The sequence below is a fragment of the Chryseobacterium soldanellicola genome (genome assembly GCF_900100115.1).
Lineage (GTDB): Bacteria > Bacteroidota > Bacteroidia > Flavobacteriales > Weeksellaceae > Chryseobacterium > Chryseobacterium soldanellicola.
The window spans coordinates 802,123-823,139 of the sequence record NZ_FNKL01000002.1 but is presented as its reverse complement, the minus strand read 5'-3'; the positions used below and the strand labels follow the sequence as shown (position 1 = coordinate 823,139).

The following is a 21,017-nucleotide window of genomic DNA, read 5'->3' as shown; positions in this document are numbered from 1 at the left end:
ATGATTATAAATTGCGGGATTCTGAGTTTATGATTAATTTTATAAATTGAGGTTAAGGTTAAGATTTAGGCTGAGATTCACCTTAAACTTAACCTTAGCTTTAACTTTTTAACAAAATAAATATTTCAATCACAATGAATTACAGAATAGAAAAAGACACCATGGGTGAGGTACAAGTACCTGCTGATAAGTTTTGGGGTGCGCAAACTGAACGTTCAAGAAATAATTTCAAAATTGGTCCTGAAGGCTCTATGCCACACGAAATTATCGAAGCTTTTGCATATTTAAAAAAAGCGGCGGCCTTTACAAACACAGATTTGGGCGTTCTTCCAGCTGAAAAAAGAGATATGATCGCTAAAGTTTGCGATGAAATTTTAGAAGGAAAACTAAACGATCAATTTCCTTTGGTGATCTGGCAGACAGGTTCAGGAACACAATCGAATATGAATGTGAATGAAGTTATTTCTAACAGAGCCCACGTCAACAACGGCGGAAATCTTGGTGATAAATCTGAAATTCATGCGAATGATGATGTAAATAAATCACAATCTTCAAATGACACCTATCCGACAGCAATGCATATTGCAGCGTATAAAAAAGTGGTTGAAGCAACGATCCCTGCTGTTGAAAAATTAAGAGATACTTTAAAAGAAAAATCAGAAGCATTTAAAGATATTGTTAAAATCGGGAGAACGCATTTGATGGATGCCACTCCATTGACGTTAGGACAGGAATTTTCAGGATATGTTGCCCAGTTGAATTACGGAATTAAAGCATTAAAAAACACATTGCCACATCTTTCCGAGCTTGCTTTGGGAGGAACCGCTGTTGGAACTGGTTTAAATACACCTCAAGGTTACGACGTAAAAGTGGCTGAATATATCGCAAAATTTACAAATCTTCCTTTTGTAACGGCAGAAAATAAATTTGAAGCATTGGCAGCTCACGATGCAATCGTAGAATCTCACGGAGCTTTAAAACAATTGGCTGTTTCTTTATTTAAAATAGCTCAGGATATCAGATTATTGGCTTCTGGCCCACGTTCAGGAATTGGCGAAATTCACATCCCGGAAAATGAGCCGGGTTCTTCCATTATGCCGGGAAAAGTAAATCCTACGCAAAATGAAGCGATGACCATGGTTTGTGCACAGGTTTTAGGAAATGATACAACAATTTCTTTCGCAGGAACTCAGGGAAATTATGAGCTGAATGTTTTCAAACCTGTGATGGCTTACAATTTCTTACAGTCTGCACAGTTAATTGCTGACGCATGTATCTCATTCAACGATCATTGTGCTGTTGGAATCGAACCGAATAATGAAAGAATTAAAGAATTGGTTGATAAATCTCTGATGTTGGTAACAGCTTTGAATACACATATTGGTTATGAAAATGCAGCAAAAATTGCAAAAACAGCCCACAAAAACGGTACAACGCTGAAAGAAGAAGCCGTCAATCTTGGTTTTTTAACAGCTGAACAGTTCGACGAATGGGTAAAACCTGAAGATATGGTGGGAAGCTTAAAATAAAATTAGATTTAGATAGTAAATAAAGAAACTCCGGGATTCATTTCTGGAGTTTTTTCGTTTTACAAAAAAACACTGGAATACATATTTTTAGAAAAATACATTTTTCAGTTTAAATTTTTCATATATTAGTGATATAAATTAAAACTAATCCAAAATCAAATTATTATGAAAAATCTTAAGAAATTAAACAGACAAAATTTAAAAGAAGTTTTAGGCGGCCACACCTGCCCGGGAACTTTGATTCATGTTGAATGGAACGGCTATCATGCGTGCTGCTTACAAATGCCTCCGGGAGGAAATCCCTGCAACGGAACCATGTGCCTGATTCCTGTTGATATGTGTGATAACGGAAATCCACTTTAGTGTTTTAATGTAGATATTTGATAAAAAGAAGGTCGGAAAACAATTTTCCGACCTTTTATATTTTTGTTTTGATTTTAAACTTATCCGGAAAATTCATCCAACATATTTCTTGTCGGAACAAAGAAAAGAGAGCCCGTAACTGCCGTGCTGAAATCTAAAATTCTGTCGTAATTCCCAACAGGATTTCCGATAAACATATTGGTCAGCATTTTTCTCACCGTTGAAAATGTACTCGCATAGGCTATAAAATACGTTCCGAACTCATTCGTTGAGGGATTTCCGAACGGCATATTGTCTCTCACAATTTTTAATTCTTCTCCGTTTTCGCCTTCAATATTTGCCAATGCAATATGAGAATTTGAAGGTTTCACATCATCTGACATCTCAATATCATTTTCTTTCGATCTTCCGATCACTTTTTCCTGCTCATCCGTGGAAAGCCCTTTCCAGGCATCCATATTGTGAAGATATTTTTGAACAAAAAGATAGCTTCCGCCTTTATAATTTAAGTCTTCATCCCCAATTTTCGCAAAATAATCGCGATCATCACCATGCGGATTTTCAGTTCCGTCAACAAAGCCGAGAATCGAGCGCGCATCCCAATATTTAAAGCCATGAACCTCCAAAATACTTTCAGCAAAAGGACTTAATAATTTAGAAATTTCAATCGCCATATCAAAAATCACGCTTTTATTATCCGCCCGCAAATGAAAATGCAGATCTCCGGGGGTAGCAACGGCGGTATGTTTTTCCCCTTTAATTTCTTCATAATTCACCAATTCTTTAGGTAACGGCTTCGGAAGTTCCAGCTTTTTCCAGGCTTCATAGCCAATTCCCATCACACAGCTCGCGCGGCTATCCGGAAATCTATTAAAAACAGAATTGTTAAGATTTAAAACCAATGCACACAATTGCTGAAAAATATCCTTAAGCTTCGGATCTTCATTGAGCTTCCAAACCATGAAAATGGTATTGCTGTTTGGATAATCAGTAACATTTTGTGAATCCGCTTTCATGTATTAGTTTAATTTTAATTAAAGTGTTATTTCTTAAGATTAAATTTCAGCAAAAACTATTTTACTTCTTCAACGCTAATCGTCTCGACAGGATTTGAAACCTGATCTGCAAAATATTGCTCAAGATCTCTTAATGTTTCAGGATTTGTCTGAATATCTTTCACCAATTGCCCTTTATTTACAACAACAATTCTGTTACAAACTTCCGTTGTATGGGATAAATCGTGGCTTGAAATAAGAAAAGTAACGCCGTCCTGCTTTGATAATTCTTTAATTAAATTTTTAAGTTTAATCTGTGTCGAAGGGTCAAGATTTGCAAAAGGCTCATCCAGAATAATGATTTCAGGATTTCCGATGATGGCCCCGATAATTCCAACTTTCTTTTGATTACCTTTTGATAAATCGCGAACGTATTTTCCGGAATTTAAAATTTCGCCGTTAAAAAGATCATGAAACTGCTTCAAAAACTCATCAACAGAAGCTTTATTCTGCCCTCTCAATTCTCCAATAAAGTAAAAATATTCCTCAGGCGTAAGATATCCGATCAAAAAAGTATCGTCTACGAAGGCTGAAACTTTGCTTTTCCAAGCTTCCGATTCGTTGACTTTTATTCCGTCAATGCTCACAAAACCTGTTGTCGGCTGAATCAAATCCAGCATTAGGCTGAAAAGTGTTGTTTTTCCGGCTCCGTTATTTCCGACAAGCCCAAAGGTTTCTCCGTTTGGAATTTCAAGATTTTCGATGTTCAGAACGGTTGCCGTTCCATAAGTTTTAGATAAATTATTTATAGTAATCATATTAAGCTTTATTTTTGAATGCGTCTAATGTGCTGTATTTCTCTACTTTATAATGTCTTACAATGATGTCGAAGATTTTTTCTCTCAATAAAAATCCTGCGGTTCCCAAAATGGCAATGCTGACAACGCCGGCTGTTATCCCGAAAAAATATTTCATCAAACCGAAAACCGCCATCGGTAAAAGCATCTTTGGAATTAATAATAACAAAGCTTTTAAGTTAAAGCTATTCTTTTGTCCGATTCTTTTTTCTTTAGAATTTAAATCAATCTGAGTCTTATTAAAAGCGCCTGACCAAAGCGTAAACTGAGAATTAACTCCAATATTATACAACCCCGCCGCAAAGAAAGTGATATACAATTCCCATCCGAAATAGGCGTAAAACAAAGCCACGACCATAGAAACGGCAGTTACAATATTAATGAGCCACCATTTTGCTTTCAGATATTGTTTGTAAGGCACATTTAAGGTCATCATTAACGGATAATAGGAGCTGTCAAAAGCCGGAACCCGCTGACCAAAAAGGAATTGAAAGCCTCCCGTTACAAAAAGCCCCATAAACATTGTCATTGTCGGGGTTTTATAAATCGGTGAAGTAAACATTAATAATCCGTAAAAAAGAAACATAAAGCTTCCCAATAAAATACCTTTTGTGACTTTATTCCGTCTCAGCATTTTAATGTCATTGTTGATGAAGGTTCCCGTCACTCCATATTTATTTAAAAAGGCGATATTTTCAGTTTTACCAACCGTTTTCTTAGCCTCAAGACCTTGGTCAAGATAAAATTCTTTACGGATATATGTAAAGCAAAGCCACCAGATCCCCACAAATAAAGCGATTACCAATAACGTTAAATAAGGTTTTAAGAAAAATCCATAAAAGAAAGTCTCTGAATAGGACAAAACAGGAATGATATTATAATAGCCCAGAGCCCCGACCGCAGCAAAAAGAATCGCAAGCGAGAGAGCAACCGTCTCTTTATCGTTGAAAAATATATTGATAAAATTATTAAGGTAAAATAATAATGAAACCCCGATAAACCATGAAAAAGTTTCTACAAAACTATATCCGTTCCATAAAGCAATAATAAAAAACGTGATAAAGAATAAAGAATTTATCCAGCTGAAAACCGTTAAAAAAGTTTTTGTCAGCATATAATTCACCAGCGTATTTTTCCTTATGCTTAAAGTAAGAAACGGCTTAATATTCTGCGTCGGCATTTCCTGCCACAAATATTTGAGCGCGAGATCGAGTACCCAACCGATAATTAAAAATTTTGAGACAACCTTCAAAGGATCGAGATGGATTTCTTCTTTTACATAAAAAAACGCAAAAAACCCTGCGAGAATCAGCATTCCCATGAAATATAATATCCCCAAAAAACGGAGAATCTTCATGGCAAGATTAATCCCGACCGACGAGCCTCGAAAAAAACTTTTGATTTCTAACCTCAGGAACTTTAAAAACATAGTTTATTTTTTTACATTAGTAAATATAAAGCAAAATATGTTACAGATTTTTAATGTAAAATTCCTGTTTAAAGGATTTTTTACATTTTTAGGTTAAAAATTAATTCTTATAGACCCTTCGACTCCGCTCAGGGTGACATCTTTAATACTAACCGTCTGTCAGGTTGAGCTTGTCTAAGCCTTTAAACAAATATCTTTAATTTTCTATTAATTCCTTAGCCTGGGCCAAAGCAGCTTCTGTAATCTTACTTCCGGAAAGCAGCTGTGCAATTTCATTAAGCTTTTCCTCGTCGCTAAGAGGAACGATTGTTGATTGGGTTTTTCCGGAAACGTCCTGTTTTACAACCTTATAATTGTTATTCCCTTTTGCGGCAACCTGTGCCAGGTGAGAAATAACGATCAGCTGCATATCATTTGACATTTCGCGCATAAGATTTCCGATTTCTTCGGCTACTTTTCCTGAAACTCCGGTGTCAATTTCGTCTAAAATAAGCGTTGGCAGCTCATCACTTTCAGCAATGATTTTCTTTACAGCGAGCATTACTCTTGATCTTTCACCTCCTGAAATGGCCGTCTGAATCGGTTTTAAAGGAAAGCCGGAATTCGCCTGGAATAAAAGCTGGATATTTTCTTTCCCGAACTGATTAAATTCCGGGGTCATTTGTAATTCTATATCAACCTTTGCTTTTTCAAGCCCTAATTTTTTAAGCAGATCTTCAGCTTTTTTAACAAAAACAGGAACGCTTTTTTTTCTGTTCTTAGAAAGCTTTTCGGAAAGGGACTGAAGTATTTTTTCTTTCTTAGAAATATTTTCTTCGATTTCAAGAATGTGGGCTTCCAGTTCGGAAGCTCCTTTTTGCTCGCCGGACAGCTGATCACGAATCTCAATTAATTCATTGATACCCGAAACACTGTGTTTAAGAAACAGGGCATTTATTTTATTATTAAGCTCAGAAAGTATGGCTAAATTTTCAGGATTGATCTCAATTTTCTCAGATTCATTTTCCAGCTCGGAAATAATATCTTTTAGTTCCACAAAAGAGACCTCAAGTCTTTGATCAAGCTCAGAAAAGCTGTTTGAAACTTCTGCAATTTTAGATAACTTATTTTTTGCTTCATTAAAGAAAGACAAAATTCCGACTTCTTCCTGATGAAATCTTGATAAAACCTGAGCCAGATTTTCGGAGATCATTTCTGCATTTTCCTGAACGGAAAGTTGGTTTTGCAGGTCGTGATAATCAACATCATCGAGTTTTATTTCTTCCAGCTCATTTAATAAAAATTCTTTATAATCGCTTTCTTTTTTATTTTCTGAAAGCTGAGCCGTGAATTTTTTAAGCTGAATTTTTAAGCTTTGAAAGTCTGAATATTCATTTTGATACTCTTCAATCAGCTTCTTATTTTCGGAAAGGCCGTCGATGATTTTAAACTGATATTCAGAAGTAAAAAGATTGGAAGTTTCAAATTGAGAATGGATGTCAATAAGCTGAGAAGAAAGTTCTTTCAGCACATCCAGTGTTACCGGCACATCATTAATAAACGCTCTTGACTTCCCCGAAGGTGAAATTTCTCTTCTGATAATGGTCTGATGCTCGTAATCGAGATCATTTTCTATGAAGAACTTTTTGAACTGGTTATTTAAATCAAATTCTGTTTCTACAATGCTTTTTTCTTCGGCATTTGAGATTGATTTTGCATCTGCTCTTTCGCCCAAAATAAGTCTGAGAGCACCTAAAATAATAGATTTCCCTGCTCCGGTTTCACCGGTAATAACCTGTAAACCATTGTGAAGCGATACATCTAAGGTATCAATCAGGGCAAAATTTTTAATATATATTCTCGACAGCATGAATAGCAGATTACTTGTTACTGCAAATATAAAACTTTACAGTTCAGAATTCAAGAGAAGATGAAGGATCTTATTTCCACCTGTTCCATTTGGTCTCGGTATTTTTTGGAGAGATTGTCATCATTAATTGCTTTAGATCAGCAATAACGAGACCGCCGTTATTATTGGAATCAAAAATATTAAAGATCTCATCTGCTTTGGTTGTCATAAAAATATCGAAATAATAATTTTGCTGAAAAGAGTTTTCGTACATTTTTAATTGCATCAGGGCATCAAAAATTACTTTTTTCGCGCCTGTCTGATCCTGATTAAATAAATTATCCAGTCCGGCTCTGTGATAGGTATAATAGGTAGAACGCAGCTGTGACATGTTTGGATTGAGGATTTCTCTGATCAGCTGAGAACGGTTTCTTGGTTCGTTTACCTGCTTCCAGCCATCATATGTATTCTGTGATTCGCCGTTTTGGGCAACCAGCTGCGCTTTCTGAAACCACTGGGTTCCTGCCATCGACTGGAAGCTGTCTGCATCATAGCCCAAAATTACATAGACATAAAAGCTGATAACATCAATTAAATTCTTCCCTGAGAACTGTCTTTCATTAAAAATAAGGTTCTCATTTTCAATATATTCAAACCCGAATTTTGTATCCTGAAGATTGAGCAAAGGAGATTCGTAAGTTGAATTATAAACCGGGCGAACCGCCTGCACGACAAGTGTTGCTTTGTATCTATTTCCGTCTTTTTCGGAGATTACGAGGGCAAAATTTGATTTTACTTTTTCAAAATTCTGGAGTTTTTTGCCTGTCCAGCTTGTGTTGTTGATAAAATCACGAAGACTTTTCTCCAACGCTTTAAAAGCCTGCTGGTTACTTCCCTGTATCTGTTGGGCATTAACCTGTACGGTGGCCAGTAATTCCTGGGAAAAACTGATATTATATAAGAAAAGCAGTAAAAATAAGCTTATGATTTTTTTCATTATTATTTTAAGATTGAGAACGGAAATTTATTAAAATTATTTTAAAAGTTGAGACTCCGCGAAATCTAAAATGTCTTTTGCCACATTTTCTTTAGATTTAAGCTCAAATTCTATTGCATCCGTTTTGGTGAATATTTTTATTTTATTGGTATCGTTTTTAAATCCTGCGCCTTTGTCGCGAAGAGAATTTAAAACAATCATATCAAGATTTTTCTTTTGCAGCTTGGCTTTTGCATTTTCTTCTTCATTCTGGGTTTCTAAGGCAAATCCTACTAAAAACTGATGTGTTTTCTTTTCTCCCATTGTTTTCAGAATGTCCGGATTTTTAATCAGTTCAATGATTAAATTATCATCATTTTTTTTGATTTTTTCTAGGGCAACTTCTTTTGGAGCGTAATCTGCAACGGCTGCGCTTGCGATGGCGATATCTACATTTTCGTAAAACTCAAAAACTTTTGCAAGCATTTCTTTTGCTGAAGTAACTCTGTGTATATCAACATTTTTATCATTGATAACCTGAGAACTCGGTCCGGAAATCAAGATCACTTTCGCTCCTCTTTTCACGGCTTCTTCAGCTAAAGAAAATCCCATTTTTCCGGAAGAATGATTTCCTATAAATCGCACAGGATCAATTGCTTCATACGTCGGACCAGCTGTAATTAAAACGGTTTTGCCTTCCAGCGTTTTTTTATTATTTAAATCAAAAAAATCTTCAACAGCTTTGGAAATTGTTTCCGGTTCTGCCATTCTTCCCTGCCCGATTAATCCGCTTGCCAGCTCGCCATTTTCTGCAGGAATAATGATATGACCGAAATCTTCTGCCATTTCAAGATTTTGTTTTGTCGAAGGATGCGCATACATATCCAAATCCATCGCAGGAGCGATAAAAACAGGGCATTTTGCCGACATATAGGTTGCAATAACGAGATTATCACACATTCCGTGGGTCATTTTCGCTAATGTATTTGCCGTGCATGGCGCAACGATAATTGCATCAGCCCATAAACCCAATTCTACATGGCTGTTCCAGGTTCCGTTATCACCATAAAAGTCTGAATAAACAGGCTTTTTAGAAAGTGTGGACAAACTAAGCTTGGTTACAAAATTCTCAGCATCCGGCGTCATAATTACCTGAACTTCCGCACCTTTTTTGATAAAATCTCTTATCAGAAAATGTATTTTGTAAGCTGCAATTCCCCCGGAAACGGCAATGAGAATTTTTTTCCCGGAAATACTCATGTAGTTTTAATTTTAGAACACTAAATTACTTATTTTTTCTCAGAAACACCTAAACAACAAAGGTCATAAAGAAACAATTCCCTTTATGACCTTCATATATAAAAAAAACAAATGAATTATTTTCTCTCTTCTGTTTTTCTGAAATAGATATCTTCGTTTAACCATTCTTCAATAGCGATTGAAGTCGGCTTAGGAAGTTTTTCATAATGTTTTGAGATCTCGATCTGCTCTCTGTTTTCGAAAACTTCTTCTAATGTAGAATTATGAACAGCAAACTCATCAAGCTTATTATGAAGTTCTGTACGAATTTCTGCATTGATCTGCTCTGCTCTCTTTCCCATGATAACAATAGCTTCATAGATTGAGGCTACTTTATCTTCAATCTTATCTTTATCGTAAGTAATAGTATTTACTTCTGCTTTTGTATCTTTTACACTCATTTTGAGAAAATTAATTATTTATTAAGATGGCAAATTTACGAATTATCTTTGGATTTTGAAAGTCGCTGCCGGAGGAGGGGTCTGAAGTGCTGCACTATCCCTCTGGATCTGCATTGCTTTCTTCTCGGCATCTGCCTGATTTTTAATTTGTTCTTCCGTTTTTGATTTTTCAGCAAGCTTTTCTGCCTCTTTTTTCTGTTTTGCAGTTAATGTTGCAATTCTTGCTTCGGTTTGTTTTTTTACCTCTACAAAGTCTTTCTTTTCTTTTTCCAGCTTAGCTCTTAAGTCTAAAGCGGTTTTAGCATTTTCTGTATTCGGCATTTCTTTTTCAACCTGTCTTGTGAATGCCAAGGCGCTTTCTATACGCTCATCCTTAAGATCATAAATTGATTTTGTTGCCAGCTGATAACGGGATTTTAAGATATAATCATAAATTTTCGGACGAAGCTTTGTACTTGGAAAATCTTCCAATACATTTTCTAATGCCGTGTTGGCTGCCTTATAATCACCCATATTGAAATATTGTCTTGCATTTTCGTAAGATTTAAACTCTAACTTATAAGACAATTCCTCAATCAGCGTATTGATGTTTTTAGATCTTTCTGAAGTTGGATAATTATTCAAGAAATCCTGCAGCTCATTAATCGCCAGCTCTGTGCTCGATTGGTCTAAGTTATAATCCATAGAGCCTTCATAGTAGCATAAAGCCGACATATAAGCAGCTTCTTCTTTTCTGTTATCCTGCGGAAAACTTACGGCAAAATTCTTGAACTGGTGTCCTGCCAATTTGAAGTTTTTATCATAATAATTGGCATATGCAGAGTTAAAAACCACATTCGGAGCATCATCTGTACCCGCTACAAGGTTCGGAAGCCTGTCATACAGCGCCAAAGCATTTTTCCACTTCTTTTTAGCAAAATTTTCATTAGCTGTTTTCAAGATGTAGTTTTTGTCTGCACTTTTCATCGCTTTATCCTGCTGACTTGTACAAGCCGAAACTACAGCCACCGCTAAAAGACCTAAAATATATTTTTTCATATAAAATTCAACAGTTCTCGGATTTATACCGATCTATTAATTTGCAAAAATAAAACTTTTTTGTCAATAGATTTCTTTTTATGATTATTTAACGTAATTTTAGTCTGCTGCGTATCCTAAAATTGCAAAAACGCTCATTAAAAGATTCATTCTGACCTTTTTTTCGGCTTCTTTTTCATATGTTTCCTCATTTTTACTCGGAACATACAGCTCGTAAAAGTTTTTATTTCTAATAACAAATAAGGTAGAACCAATAATTGTTGTCAAAACATCCTCCGGTTTTGGTGTAAATGTAAAAACGCCCGAGGCAACTCCTTTTTTGATTACTTCATCCACTTTTTTAACAAATAACTGATAAAAATCCAGCAATTCGTCTTTTAAATTTTCTGTATGACGAAGTTCCTGAGTAACAAAACCGTGGAAATAATTATACTTAAATAATTGAGCAACAATATATTTAATAATTTCTTTCATTTGCATTTCTGGCTTGCCGTCTTTTATGGTATCTGCAAATTCTGAAAAATTTTCTCTGGTTTTTAACACTCTGTACTGGTACAGATAAGACATCATTTTTTCCTTCGAACCAAAATAATAAGAGATCATGGCTACATTGATGTTCGCTTTTGAACAAATATCCCTCACAGACGTTCCTTCGTAGCCTTTTTTGGCGATCAGCTCTTCGGCTATATCTAAAATATGAATTTGTTTTTCAGTAAATTTTTTTCTCATGAAGTGCTGCTTTCAGGTAAAGTTAAGAAATTTTTAACACATTTATAAACGTTCGTTTAAGAATTTTACGTTAATTCTAAATAATTGGTATTTTTGAAAATGGATTTTTTTGATTTTCATCATCATAAGAAAAATATAAAAAACGGCATCTATAATTTGGATTCCGAAGAAATACCTCCTGATTTTCCGTATTCGATTGGTATTCATCCAAAAGATATTGATATTCATTCTATTGAAAATCAATTCAATTGGCTACAATCAAACATTTATGAAAACTGTTTCGCGATTGGAGAATGCGGATTAGATTCTTTTGTTGAAATCAATCAGAAAATTCAGGAAGACGTTTTTTTAAAACAAATAAAATTCGCCAACGAAGTAAAAAAACCAATAATCATTCATTGTGTAAGAAAATTTTATGAAGTTATTTCATTTAAAAAATATGCCGAACAGCCGATGATCATTCATGGTTTTAATAAAAAACAAAGCATTGCGGATGATCTTCTTAAAAATAATTTTTATCTGAGTTTTGGAAAAGCGGTTTTGTATAATTTATCTTTGCAGAATACTTTGAAAATTACCCCTTTAGACAAAATCTTTTTAGAAACTGATAATGATGATTTTAGCATCGAAGAACTATATCAGAAAGTTTCGGAAATAAAGGAAATTTCCTTAGAAAAACTTAACGGACAAATTATAGAAAATTTAGAGACAATAAAAAATGGATAAGTACTGGTTGGAAAGAACGGAACTTCTCATCAAAGAAGAAGGCTTGGAAAAATTAAATAAAGCATCTGTTCTGGTGGTAGGTTTGGGAGGTGTTGGCTCTTTTGCGGCTGAATTTTTGGCAAGATCCGGAGTCGGAAATATGACCATCGTAGACGGAGATACGGTAGATATCACCAACATTAACAGACAGTTACCCGCTTTACATTCCACTATCGGAAAACATAAAGTGGAAGTTGTTGCTGAAAGACTTTTAGATATAAATCCCAAACTTAATTTAATTAAAATCAATGAGTTTCTGAATCCGGAAAGGATGAATGAAGTCCTGGATGCCGGAAAATTCGATTATATCCTCGATTGCATCGACAGTGTGACTCCAAAACTTAAGTTACTGATCGCAGCAAAAAGAAAAAAAATAAAAATCGTAAGCTCAATGGGAGCCGGCGGAAAATCTGATCCAAGTAAAGTAATGGTAAGAGATATCAGTAAATCTCAAAATTGCTTTCTGGCAAAACAGGTAAGAAAAAGGCTGAAAAAAGAGAAAATAAACAAAGGAATCCGATGCGTTTTTTCTAACGAGCTTCAGAATGAAGAAAGCCTTAAAATGACTGACGGAACCAATTATAAAAGATCTTTTTACGGAACGATAAGTTATATTCCGGCAATTTTCGGGCTGTATGCCGCAGCAGAAGTGATTAATTATTTAATAAAAAAAGAAAATTAAATAAGCTTCGACAGGCTCAGCATGACATTTCTACACACTATCTGTCAATTTACAGCACTTTCATGCTGAGCTTGTCGAAGCATCTCAAATAAACAAAATATACCTTATATTTACGTCCGTAAATGACAAATTTCAAATACCCAAGAGCGGAAAAACTTAAAAAAAACACCGAAATTACTTTGCTTTTCGAGAAGGGCAAATGGCGAACGCATGGGAATTTGAGAATTATTGTTCTTAAGGATAAACCCACTCTGCCTGTAGAAAGTACAAAGTTTGCGGTTTCCGTTTCTAAAAGATATTTCAAAAAAGCAGTTCATAGAAATCGTTTAAAAAGATTGCTGAGAGAATGTTATCGCTTAAATAAAGACCTTTTCAAGGAAGCTTTCGGAGATCAAACGATGGCGATGATGTTTTGGGTTTCGCCTGAAATGCCTGAAAAATTTCAAGATGTTGAAGCACAGTTTATTAAGCTTTGTCAGTCTCAGAAAAAGCCTTAATTTTTTCCACAGATCACACGGATTTACACAGATGATTATGTATATTTTTATAAATAAGTCTGCAAAATCTGTAGAAATATAAATTTTTGTAACTTTAAAGGGAAACAATTAATCTGAAAATTAAAATGTTAGACCATGTTCCCTATTTACCTTACGTGCTGAGCGCCTTTATCGGCATCGGTTTGGCTGCCGCGACGGGCTTTAGAGTTTTTCTGCCGATGTTTGCAGTAAGCTTAGCTTCGTACCTTCACTGGATTCCCATGAATGAGCAATTTGAATGGCTTGCGGGGCTTCCGACCTTGATTACAACAGGAATTGCAACCATCGCCGAAGTTTTAGCCTATTACATTCCTTTTATTGATCATTTGCTGGATACACTTTCTATTCCGTTGGCTACGATTGCTGGCTCGGTATTGTTTGCGAGTCAATTTGCTGATTTAGGAACATTTCCGCAATGGGCGCTGGCTTTAATTGCAGGAGGAGGAACGGCGGCAACGATCAGCTCAGGATTCGCAGGACTTAGGGCGGCTTCTACGGCAACAACGGGAGGATTGGGGAATTCCGTCGTCGGAACTACTGAAACAGCCGGAGCCGGGCTGATGACTTTTTTAGCAATAGCAGCTCCTATTATTGCCGGAATTTGCGCCATCATTTTAGTCATACTTGTCGTTGTTTTAGGACGAAAAGCCTGGCGAAAGTTAAGAAAAAATAAAACCGTTGTTGATAATACATAAAAAAACGGCTGATATCTAATCAGCCGTTTTTTTTTGCATCGTAAATAATTAATTTTTAGTACGATTATCTTTTATTTCCTGAATTTTTGCTTCAAAATAATCTTTCTTTTCAGGGAATTTATTCATTAAAACTTCAAAGGCTTTTATAGCTTTTGTATATAATTTTTGCTCAAAATAAAGATTCGCCAGCGTTTCTGTCATTAAGTGAGAAATGTCGTCATTTTTTTCTTTCACCACAAAATTAACCTCATCTTTTAGCTGGGAAATTTTCGGATTGGTTTCAATAAAGGTTTCAATAACTTTATTTTTTATTTCGATCTTATCTTTTTCTTCAACTTCCGGCGTTCTGTCGATTTTCAGCCAGCTTTGCCATGTATTAATAAAACCAGGAACATTGCTGTCAACAGGGGCCTGAGAAGTTTTCTGAGGGATTTCCTTTACTTCTTCCTCCATTTTTTCCTCTTCTTTCTGCAGGTCGACTTTCCAGCTTGCGATGGTATCTGAATTAAAGAAGGAAACGTTCATTACGGGCGCTTCAGGATCTTTTTGAAGCTCTTTTGTTGCCGTTCCGAATTGCTGTGACTGATCTTTTACCAATTTCGGGAGTTCCTTAATTTCAGGTAAAATTTCTTCCTGCTTCGGAGTTTCTTCTTTTGGAGCTTCAATTTTCGGCTGCGGAATTTCCTGGGTCTTATTCAATAGTGAATCCGGAACATGAGGTTCAAAACTCATTGGTTTCCAGGAAGATTGTACCTTTTCCTGTATTTCAACGGGTTTTTCTGCTATGAATTCTCGTTTACTTTCCTGATTTTCTTTAGTCTCAGATTTCGGTTCATCCGATTTTGTAAATTCATTCTCTTTATCATCTTTTTCAACAGATTTTACATCAAAGCTCTGAGTTTCTGCAAAACTGATATCATGGCTGATGATTTCCGGCTCTTCTTTTTCCTTTTCGCCTGCATCTTTTTTGCTCTCCTTCATTTTTTTCTCAACTTCCTCGATCAGACGTCTCATTTCTTCTTCGTGCTTATTGATCGCCGGCTTATTTTCCTGCTGTTTCTGTTCAGGATTATTGGTCTGAATTTTTGTGCCTGTCAGGAAGGCCTGCAATCCGTGAACTTCGGGAGAAGTGTTATTTTGAGTCGGTTTTTCTTCTTCAGAACTTGTCTGAATATTAATTTCCGGTAAAAAAGACTGTGTCTCGTGGAAGCTTAATTCAGATTCATCATTTACGGTTTCTTCAACTTTTTCTGATGAAATTTTTTCTTCATTAATAATTGTTTCAGGCGTAAATTCAGCGATTGATGTTTCTGTTCTTTTAACATCTTCTTCCTCTATTTTCTCCTCTACAATTTCATTTGTCTGAATATTTTGCTGACTTTCTACATTTTCAATCTCATGAAAACTTACTTCATCATTAATTTCCTCTTTTTCTTCTTTTGACGAAATATTTTCCTCTTCAATAATTGTTTCAGGAGTAAATTCTTCTTTTATTTCCTCAGAATTTTCTGCTTTACCGGAACTGTTTACGATGTTTTCGGAATCATTAATTTCAGAAACAGGATCTTTTACTTCTGCTTTTTGAGTGACAATAACGCCTGATTCCAGTGTGGATTCGAGGTCAATTTTTTCAACATTTTCATCATCAAGGAAATTTTCTTCTCCTTCAAATAAAATTCTGTTTCTTTCGCCTTTTACAAAAACATCTTTTATTTCAGGCTTTGGATTTTGCAGTAAACGCGCAGCTTCTTCGTATTTATGTCCGGATGTATTTACCTGATTTTCAACAGCATCACTCTTTACAACTTCAGGGACTTCAAGTTCCTGAGCTGGAATCGCCACATTTTCTTTAGTCTCTTCTTTTTCCTCTCTTTTTAAAGGGAAATTGCTGCTTTTATAGGTATAATTAAATGTATTTTTAGAAAATTCGGGCTTTTTTGCTTCAACCTTAATTTCAGGCTTTTGCTTTTGCTGAATTTTACCGTTAATCAGCTGATAAAGGATCTTTTTATCTGTTGTATAAGCTGCCGTTGTGGAAAGCTCTTTCTGATAGTTTTCTTTATCATAAAGATGCACTCCATACAAATGCAATGCTCTGATATTCTGAATGTAGGGAAAAGAATTAATCTCCTCTTTCAGAAGATGTAAATCCTCTGACTGAATGCTTTTTGGGTCTTTTAATAATTCTAAAACTCTAGGATTCATTTTACCAGTTTGCTACGATGTCGTTAAATATTTTATTAATAATTCTTTCAGTTACGATTTTCACCTGAGAAGCTTCAATGTCGCTTTGTGAAAGGTTGCTGTTAAAAACCGCCTCATCAGAATAGGTTCTGTCAAAGCTGGAATCGGGATGCACTTTGTTTTCATAATGCACTTTCACGGTGATCGTTAACTTATTTTGTGATTCCTGGATAACTCCTCCTGTTGAAGTTGTCTGGGTATTTGAGCTGATTGTTGTGGGGCTGATGGAATAATCTGTAATTTCTCCTTCGATTAAAATATCCGGATTTTCCTTCGTTCCTTTCAGGGTGGTACGCTGTAAAAACCTGTTTTGAATATCCGTTGAAAACTGCTGTGATAGGGTAGGATTTACCAGTGCCGCATTGTTGGGAAATTCATTGATCTGTACCGTTTTTTCATCCGTTAAAGATGAGCCCGTGAAACTGTAGCAAGAGTTTAAAACTCCTAAACAGAGAAGTAAAAGCCAGGTAAATCCTGAATGTCTGATTTGGATATTTTTAATTTTAAAATTCATTTTTAGATCCGATTTCTATTATTTCATCATATTCAACCTGCTTCATTGCATCTTCAAAAGCAAAATAATGAGCTGTATAAACAAATGGTAAAGTAAGAAAAATCCCAATACCGCAAGCTAAAATACCTAAGTTTCCGATAAGACTTACGACGAGCGCAAACAAGAAAATGGACAACAAATTACCTTTTCCCATTGTTACAGACATTTTCCAGGCTGTTTTAACATCCGTCACACCTCCTAAAGAGATCAATGCCGGAATATAGAAGCCTTTTAAGCAGATAATTATGATTGCAATATATAAAATTACCATATAAGGTATAAAAAACAGCATTGCCGAAGAAGGCTCTCCATGATTATTAGCCATAATCGGCATCATGATTATCATTGGTATATATAGCAGCAAAATACCTCCGACTAAAATCAACTGTAAAATAAAATACGGCATGAAGTTATCAAAATTGAAAATATCTCCGGCACTTACCTGTTTTCCCGCTCTTAAATCTCTGCAATATTTATAAAAATTACCCACTGCCAAAAAGCTGCAGAAAGGAATAATTGACATTACGATGCAAAGTAAAAAAGCTCCGAGCAGGTTTCCGAAATTATTTTTTAAAAATTCATATCCGTTACTTAAATAGTCATTCAGTTTAAAATTGACTGGTTTTGCGCTAAATTTCATCATGATTAATTAGTTTATTCTTCTAAGTTATATTGTTTTATTTTCCTGTATAATGTTCTTTGAGAAATACCTAGCTCGTCCGCGGCTTTGTTCCTACGGCCTTTATGCTTTTCCAACGCTTTGATAATCAAGTCTTTTTCATTATTTTGAAGCGAAAGAGATTCCGGTTTATCGTCTTCAATTTCAATATCTTCAAAATCTTCATAATGATCATCTGAGTTTGAAATAATTGTCGGCGTCTGAACTGCAGGGTTTTTATCCTCAAAGAAAAGCATTGAATTATTCGGCGCTACAGCCTGCTGATTTTCAGGAGTATAAATCCTATTGATTAAATTCTTTTCCTGATTGCTTAAATCTGCTGTTCCGCGGTTTTTAATCAGCTCCGAAGTTAAGGATTTTAAATCATTTATATCGTTTCGCATATCGAAGAGAATTTTGTACATAATTTCTCGTTCGCTGCCAAAATCATTCTGCTTTTGAGAATTCGGAGTATTGACCACCATTGGCAAATGAGTTTCCATCGGGATATATTCTGCTAATTTTTCAGCAGTAAGCTTTCTGTTTCTTTCGACAACCGTCATTTGCTCGACCAGATTTCTCAACTGACGGATATTTCCCGGAAAAGCATAATTTTCGATATAATGAACAGCATTTGGCTCCAGCTCCAATTCCGGCATCCTGTATTTTTCAGCAAAATCTATCGCAAACTTTCTGAATAACAAATGAATATCTCCTTTTCTTTCTCTCAAAGCAGGCATATCAATCTGCACCGTATTCAAACGGTAAAACAAATCTTCACGGAATCTTCCGTCATGAATTGCCTTCATCATATTCACGTTTGTTGCCGCAACGATTCTTACATTGGTTTTCTGAACCTGAGACGAACCCACTTTCATGAATTCACCGCTTTCCAGAACTCTCAGCAAACGGACCTGTGTTTGCAAAGGCAATTCACCCACCTCATCAAGGAAAATCGTACCGCCGTCAGCCACCTCAAAATATCCTTTTCTGGTTGCTGTAGCTCCTGTAAACGCGCCTTTTTCGTGACCGAACAATTCGGAATCGATCGTTCCTTCCGGAATAGCTCCGCAGTTTACGACAATATAGGGCTGATGTTTTCTTTTGGATTCTGCATGAATGATTTTTGGAATAAATTCTTTCCCGACACCACTTTCCCCGATCACCAGAACGGAAATATCCGTTGGTGCCACCTGAATAGATTTTTCTAAGGCACGGTTTAAAGCCGGGAAATTCCCGATAATTCCGAAACGATTTTTTATATTTTGTAACTCGACACTCATAAGTAAATTTAGATTATTGATTTAAAGTTGAACCTGCGCTAATGAATTGCAGGTCTGTTAATTAGTCTGAAATAATTGTTTAATTTTTAACTAACTTTTTCTAAATAATCCTTGTTTCTGATCTTTGAAACTTTACTTTTAAAATATTCCGTTTCAGCAAAGCTATATGTCTTGCTGTTTTTCTCAAAATTTTCTAAAATCTTATCATATTTTCCATTTTCAAGTCCATATAATCCAAAATTTTCTTTTAAAAAGCCTGAATTATGACGTAAACCGGAAAATATTTCAGCAATATCAGCCGCGTTCTGCTTTTGATGGATTGCATTATACTGAATTGTCTTTTTTCTGACACAAAATTCCCGGGATTCTTTACCATTCTGAGAATTTAAAAATTTGCTGTACACTTCGCACAGCTTCTTATAATCCTCACTTCCAAGAGTTCCGTTATTGACGTGCGCAGAAATATTGCTGCAGATTATTACCAACAATACACTTAGGCAATATTTATGAAACTTTTCCATTGTCTATTTATTGGTTAATAATTTTATTTAATTAATATATTCGTTGAATACGGATTAGCTTTTCACTGTTTCCCCTAAAAGTGTGCCTTGTGTGTTGTCAAAAACGAAAACGTCCACAATGTCACCAATTTTCTGGCCTTCAAGCATATCAAAGACGCAAACGGCATTTTGAGAATTTCTTCCTTTCCATTGGTTTTTATTCTTCTTTGAAATTCCTTCGATTAAAATTTTATGGGTTTTCCCGACATAAGACTTCATACGATTTCTGGATAATTCGCCCTGTAAAGCGATCACTTCAGCCAGACGTCTCTGCTTAACATCGGCAGGAATATTGTCTTCCATTTTCTTGTGAGCCGGAGTTCCCGGTCTTTCTGAGTAGGCAAACATATAACCGTAATCATATTCTACTTCTCTCATTAAGCTTAATGTATCCTGGTGATCTTCTTCCGTTTCGTTGCAGAAACCGATGATCATATCTTGTGAAAAAGAAATATCAGGAACGATTTCTTTCGCTTTTTTAATTAAATCTAAATATTCCTCACGTGTATGCTGTCTGTTCATGGCTTCCAGCATTTTATTGCTTCCACTCTGAACAGGAAGGTGAACATATTTACAGATATTATCATGCTTTGCCATCATTCTGAACACATCCAGACTCATATCCTGCGGATTGGAAGTCGAGAACCTGATTCTCATTTCCGGAACAGCTTTAGCCACCAAATCAAGCAATTGAGAAAAATCAACAGCCGTAGCTTTCTGCATTTCTGAAGCTTTTGCGAAATCTTTTTTAGGACCGCCTCCGTACCAAAGGTAGGAGTCTACGTTTTGTCCTAAAAGGGTAATTTCTTTGTAGCCACTTTCCCAAAGATTTTTACATTCTTCAAGAATTGAGTGCGGATCACGGCTTCTTTCTCTCCCTCTCGTAAACGGAACGACGCAGAATGTACACATATTATCGCAACCTCTCGTGATTGTAACGAAAGCTGTAACACCATTTCCCCCTAAACGAACAGGGTTAATATCTGCATAAGTTTCTTCTTTTGAAAGAATTACGTTGATCGCATCTCGTCCGTCTTCTGTTTCTTTTAAAAGATTCGGAAGATCTCTGTACGCATCAGGACCAACGACTAAATCAACCAATTGTTCTTCTTCTAAGAATTTGGTTTTCAACCTTTCAGCCATACAACCAAGAACACCAACCGTCATATTTGGTCTTTCTTTCTTCAGGTTTTTGAACTGAGAAAGACGCATTCTCACCGTTTGCTCAGCTTTTTCACGAATTGAGCATGTATTTAGAAGGATAAGGTCTGCTTCTTCTACCTTTAGAGTGGTATTGTATCCCTGCTCATTAAGAATAGATGCAACGATCTCAGAGTCAGAGAAATTCATCTGACAGCCGTAGCTTTCCAAAAATAATTTTTTAGAATTTCCGTCTTTTTCAGCAATCGCAAAGGCTTCTCCCTGTTTTGTTTCGTCTATATATTTTTCTTGCACGATAGTGTCTGTTTTAGGTTTAAGTCTAAGGTTTAAGTCTATTGCAAGGCAACTTGAACGTAAAACATTAAACTCTGAACTCATTGAATTTGCAAAGATACAAAATCCTGTGACAGAATGGCAGGAATTATTGAATTCTAAA

At 35.6% G+C, this 21,017-nt stretch carries 21 protein-coding genes; 6 read left to right on the top strand and 15 right to left on the bottom strand.

The window, feature by feature from the left end; translation table 11 throughout:
• Nucleotides 1-134 precede the first annotated feature (134 nt).
• Entirely contained in the window at nt 135-1,529 is a 1,395-nt protein-coding gene (gene fumC / locus BLT04_RS08610; RefSeq protein ID WP_089755370.1) for a class II fumarate hydratase, read from the top strand.
• Between the two features lie 165 nt (nt 1,530-1,694).
• Entirely contained in the window at nt 1,695-1,892 is a 198-nt protein-coding gene (locus BLT04_RS08605; RefSeq protein ID WP_089755369.1) for a bacteriocin-like protein, read from the top strand.
• An 80-nt stretch (nt 1,893-1,972) separates the two neighbouring features.
• Here BLT04_RS08605 and BLT04_RS08600 read toward each other — a convergent pair whose 3' ends face one another.
• The 9 genes from BLT04_RS08600 to BLT04_RS08560 form a co-directional block, all read right to left on the bottom strand.
• Nucleotides 1,973-2,908 carry a Dyp-type peroxidase gene (locus tag BLT04_RS08600; protein ID WP_089755368.1) on the bottom strand — a complete coding sequence of 312 codons (936 nt, stop codon included), beginning with the start codon at nt 2,906-2,908 and terminating at the stop codon, nt 1,973-1,975.
• A gap of 56 nt (nt 2,909-2,964) precedes the next feature.
• Nucleotides 2,965-3,705 carry an ABC transporter ATP-binding protein gene (locus BLT04_RS08595; RefSeq protein WP_089755367.1) on the bottom strand — a complete coding sequence of 247 codons (741 nt, stop codon included), beginning with the start codon at nt 3,703-3,705 and terminating at the stop codon, nt 2,965-2,967.
• Between the two features lies 1 nt (nt 3,706).
• Nucleotides 3,707-5,173 (bottom strand): DUF5687 family protein, encoded by a 1,467-nt coding sequence (locus BLT04_RS08590; protein WP_089755366.1) that lies wholly within the window; start codon nt 5,171-5,173, stop codon nt 3,707-3,709.
• Between the two features lie 196 nt (nt 5,174-5,369).
• Nucleotides 5,370-7,022, bottom strand: a complete 1,653-nt coding sequence (locus BLT04_RS08585; RefSeq protein WP_089755365.1) for a DNA repair protein RecN — start codon at nt 7,020-7,022, stop codon at nt 5,370-5,372.
• A gap of 70 nt (nt 7,023-7,092) precedes the next feature.
• Nucleotides 7,093-7,998, bottom strand: a complete 906-nt coding sequence (gene porD / locus BLT04_RS08580) for a type IX secretion system protein PorD (RefSeq protein WP_089755364.1) — start codon at nt 7,996-7,998, stop codon at nt 7,093-7,095.
• Between the two features lie 36 nt (nt 7,999-8,034).
• A complete protein-coding gene (gene coaBC, locus BLT04_RS08575; RefSeq protein WP_089755363.1) occupies nt 8,035-9,237 on the bottom strand; it encodes a bifunctional phosphopantothenoylcysteine decarboxylase/phosphopantothenate--cysteine ligase CoaBC in 1,203 nt (400 codons plus the stop codon).
• A 116-nt stretch (nt 9,238-9,353) separates the two neighbouring features.
• Nucleotides 9,354-9,677 carry a DNA-directed RNA polymerase subunit omega gene (locus tag BLT04_RS08570; protein ID WP_007842152.1) on the bottom strand — a complete coding sequence of 108 codons (324 nt, stop codon included), beginning with the start codon at nt 9,675-9,677 and terminating at the stop codon, nt 9,354-9,356.
• Nucleotides 9,678-9,719: 42 nt separating this feature from the next.
• Nucleotides 9,720-10,715: an outer membrane protein assembly factor BamD gene (gene bamD / locus BLT04_RS08565; protein WP_089755362.1), complete on the bottom strand. Its 996-nt coding sequence runs from the start codon at nt 10,713-10,715 to the stop codon at nt 9,720-9,722.
• A gap of 99 nt (nt 10,716-10,814) precedes the next feature.
• Nucleotides 10,815-11,444, bottom strand: coding sequence for a TetR/AcrR family transcriptional regulator (locus tag BLT04_RS08560; RefSeq protein ID WP_089755361.1), 630 nt, complete (start codon nt 11,442-11,444; stop codon nt 10,815-10,817).
• Between the two features lie 99 nt (nt 11,445-11,543).
• Here BLT04_RS08560 and BLT04_RS08555 point away from each other — a divergent pair, with 99 nt between their 5' ends.
• From BLT04_RS08555 to BLT04_RS08540, 4 genes are all read left to right on the top strand, one after another.
• On the top strand, nt 11,544-12,170 hold the full coding sequence (locus tag BLT04_RS08555) for a TatD family hydrolase (protein ID WP_089755360.1): 627 nt from the start codon (nt 11,544-11,546) through the stop codon (nt 12,168-12,170).
• Nucleotides 12,163-12,891, top strand: a complete 729-nt coding sequence (locus tag BLT04_RS08550; RefSeq protein WP_089755359.1) for a tRNA threonylcarbamoyladenosine dehydratase — start codon at nt 12,163-12,165, stop codon at nt 12,889-12,891. The genes BLT04_RS08555 and BLT04_RS08550 overlap by 8 nt, the downstream gene beginning before the upstream one ends.
• Nucleotides 12,892-13,013: 122 nt before the next feature.
• Nucleotides 13,014-13,388, top strand: coding sequence for a ribonuclease P protein component (gene rnpA, locus BLT04_RS08545; protein ID WP_089755358.1), 375 nt, complete (start codon nt 13,014-13,016; stop codon nt 13,386-13,388).
• Between the two features lie 125 nt (nt 13,389-13,513).
• Nucleotides 13,514-14,122: a DUF4126 domain-containing protein gene (locus tag BLT04_RS08540; protein WP_089755357.1), complete on the top strand. Its 609-nt coding sequence runs from the start codon at nt 13,514-13,516 to the stop codon at nt 14,120-14,122.
• 48 nt (nt 14,123-14,170) lie between these two features.
• On the opposite strand, the gene BLT04_RS08535 is transcribed toward BLT04_RS08540, so the two are convergent.
• The 6 genes from BLT04_RS08535 to miaB all read right to left on the bottom strand — a co-directional run bounded on the left by BLT04_RS08535 (nt 14,171) and on the right by miaB (nt 20,875).
• Nucleotides 14,171-16,327 (bottom strand): hypothetical protein, encoded by a 2,157-nt coding sequence (locus BLT04_RS08535; RefSeq protein WP_089755356.1) that lies wholly within the window; start codon nt 16,325-16,327, stop codon nt 14,171-14,173.
• Nucleotide 16,328: 1 nt separating this feature from the next.
• Nucleotides 16,329-16,880, bottom strand: coding sequence for an LptE family protein (locus BLT04_RS08530; protein ID WP_089755355.1), 552 nt, complete (start codon nt 16,878-16,880; stop codon nt 16,329-16,331).
• A complete protein-coding gene (locus BLT04_RS08525) occupies nt 16,870-17,562 on the bottom strand; it encodes a hypothetical protein (protein WP_089755354.1) in 693 nt (230 codons plus the stop codon). The genes BLT04_RS08530 and BLT04_RS08525 overlap by 11 nt, the downstream gene beginning before the upstream one ends.
• Nucleotides 17,563-17,573: 11 nt before the next feature.
• Complete coding sequence (locus BLT04_RS08520) at nt 17,574-18,860, bottom strand: sigma-54 interaction domain-containing protein (protein ID WP_089755353.1); 1,287 nt, start codon at nt 18,858-18,860, stop codon at nt 17,574-17,576.
• Nucleotides 18,861-18,946: 86 nt separating this feature from the next.
• Nucleotides 18,947-19,381: a hypothetical protein gene (locus BLT04_RS08515; RefSeq protein ID WP_139166227.1), complete on the bottom strand. Its 435-nt coding sequence runs from the start codon at nt 19,379-19,381 to the stop codon at nt 18,947-18,949.
• A 54-nt stretch (nt 19,382-19,435) separates the two neighbouring features.
• Nucleotides 19,436-20,875 (bottom strand): tRNA (N6-isopentenyl adenosine(37)-C2)-methylthiotransferase MiaB, encoded by a 1,440-nt coding sequence (miaB, locus tag BLT04_RS08510; RefSeq protein WP_089755564.1) that lies wholly within the window; start codon nt 20,873-20,875, stop codon nt 19,436-19,438.
• Between the last annotated feature and the right edge of the window lie 142 nt (nt 20,876-21,017).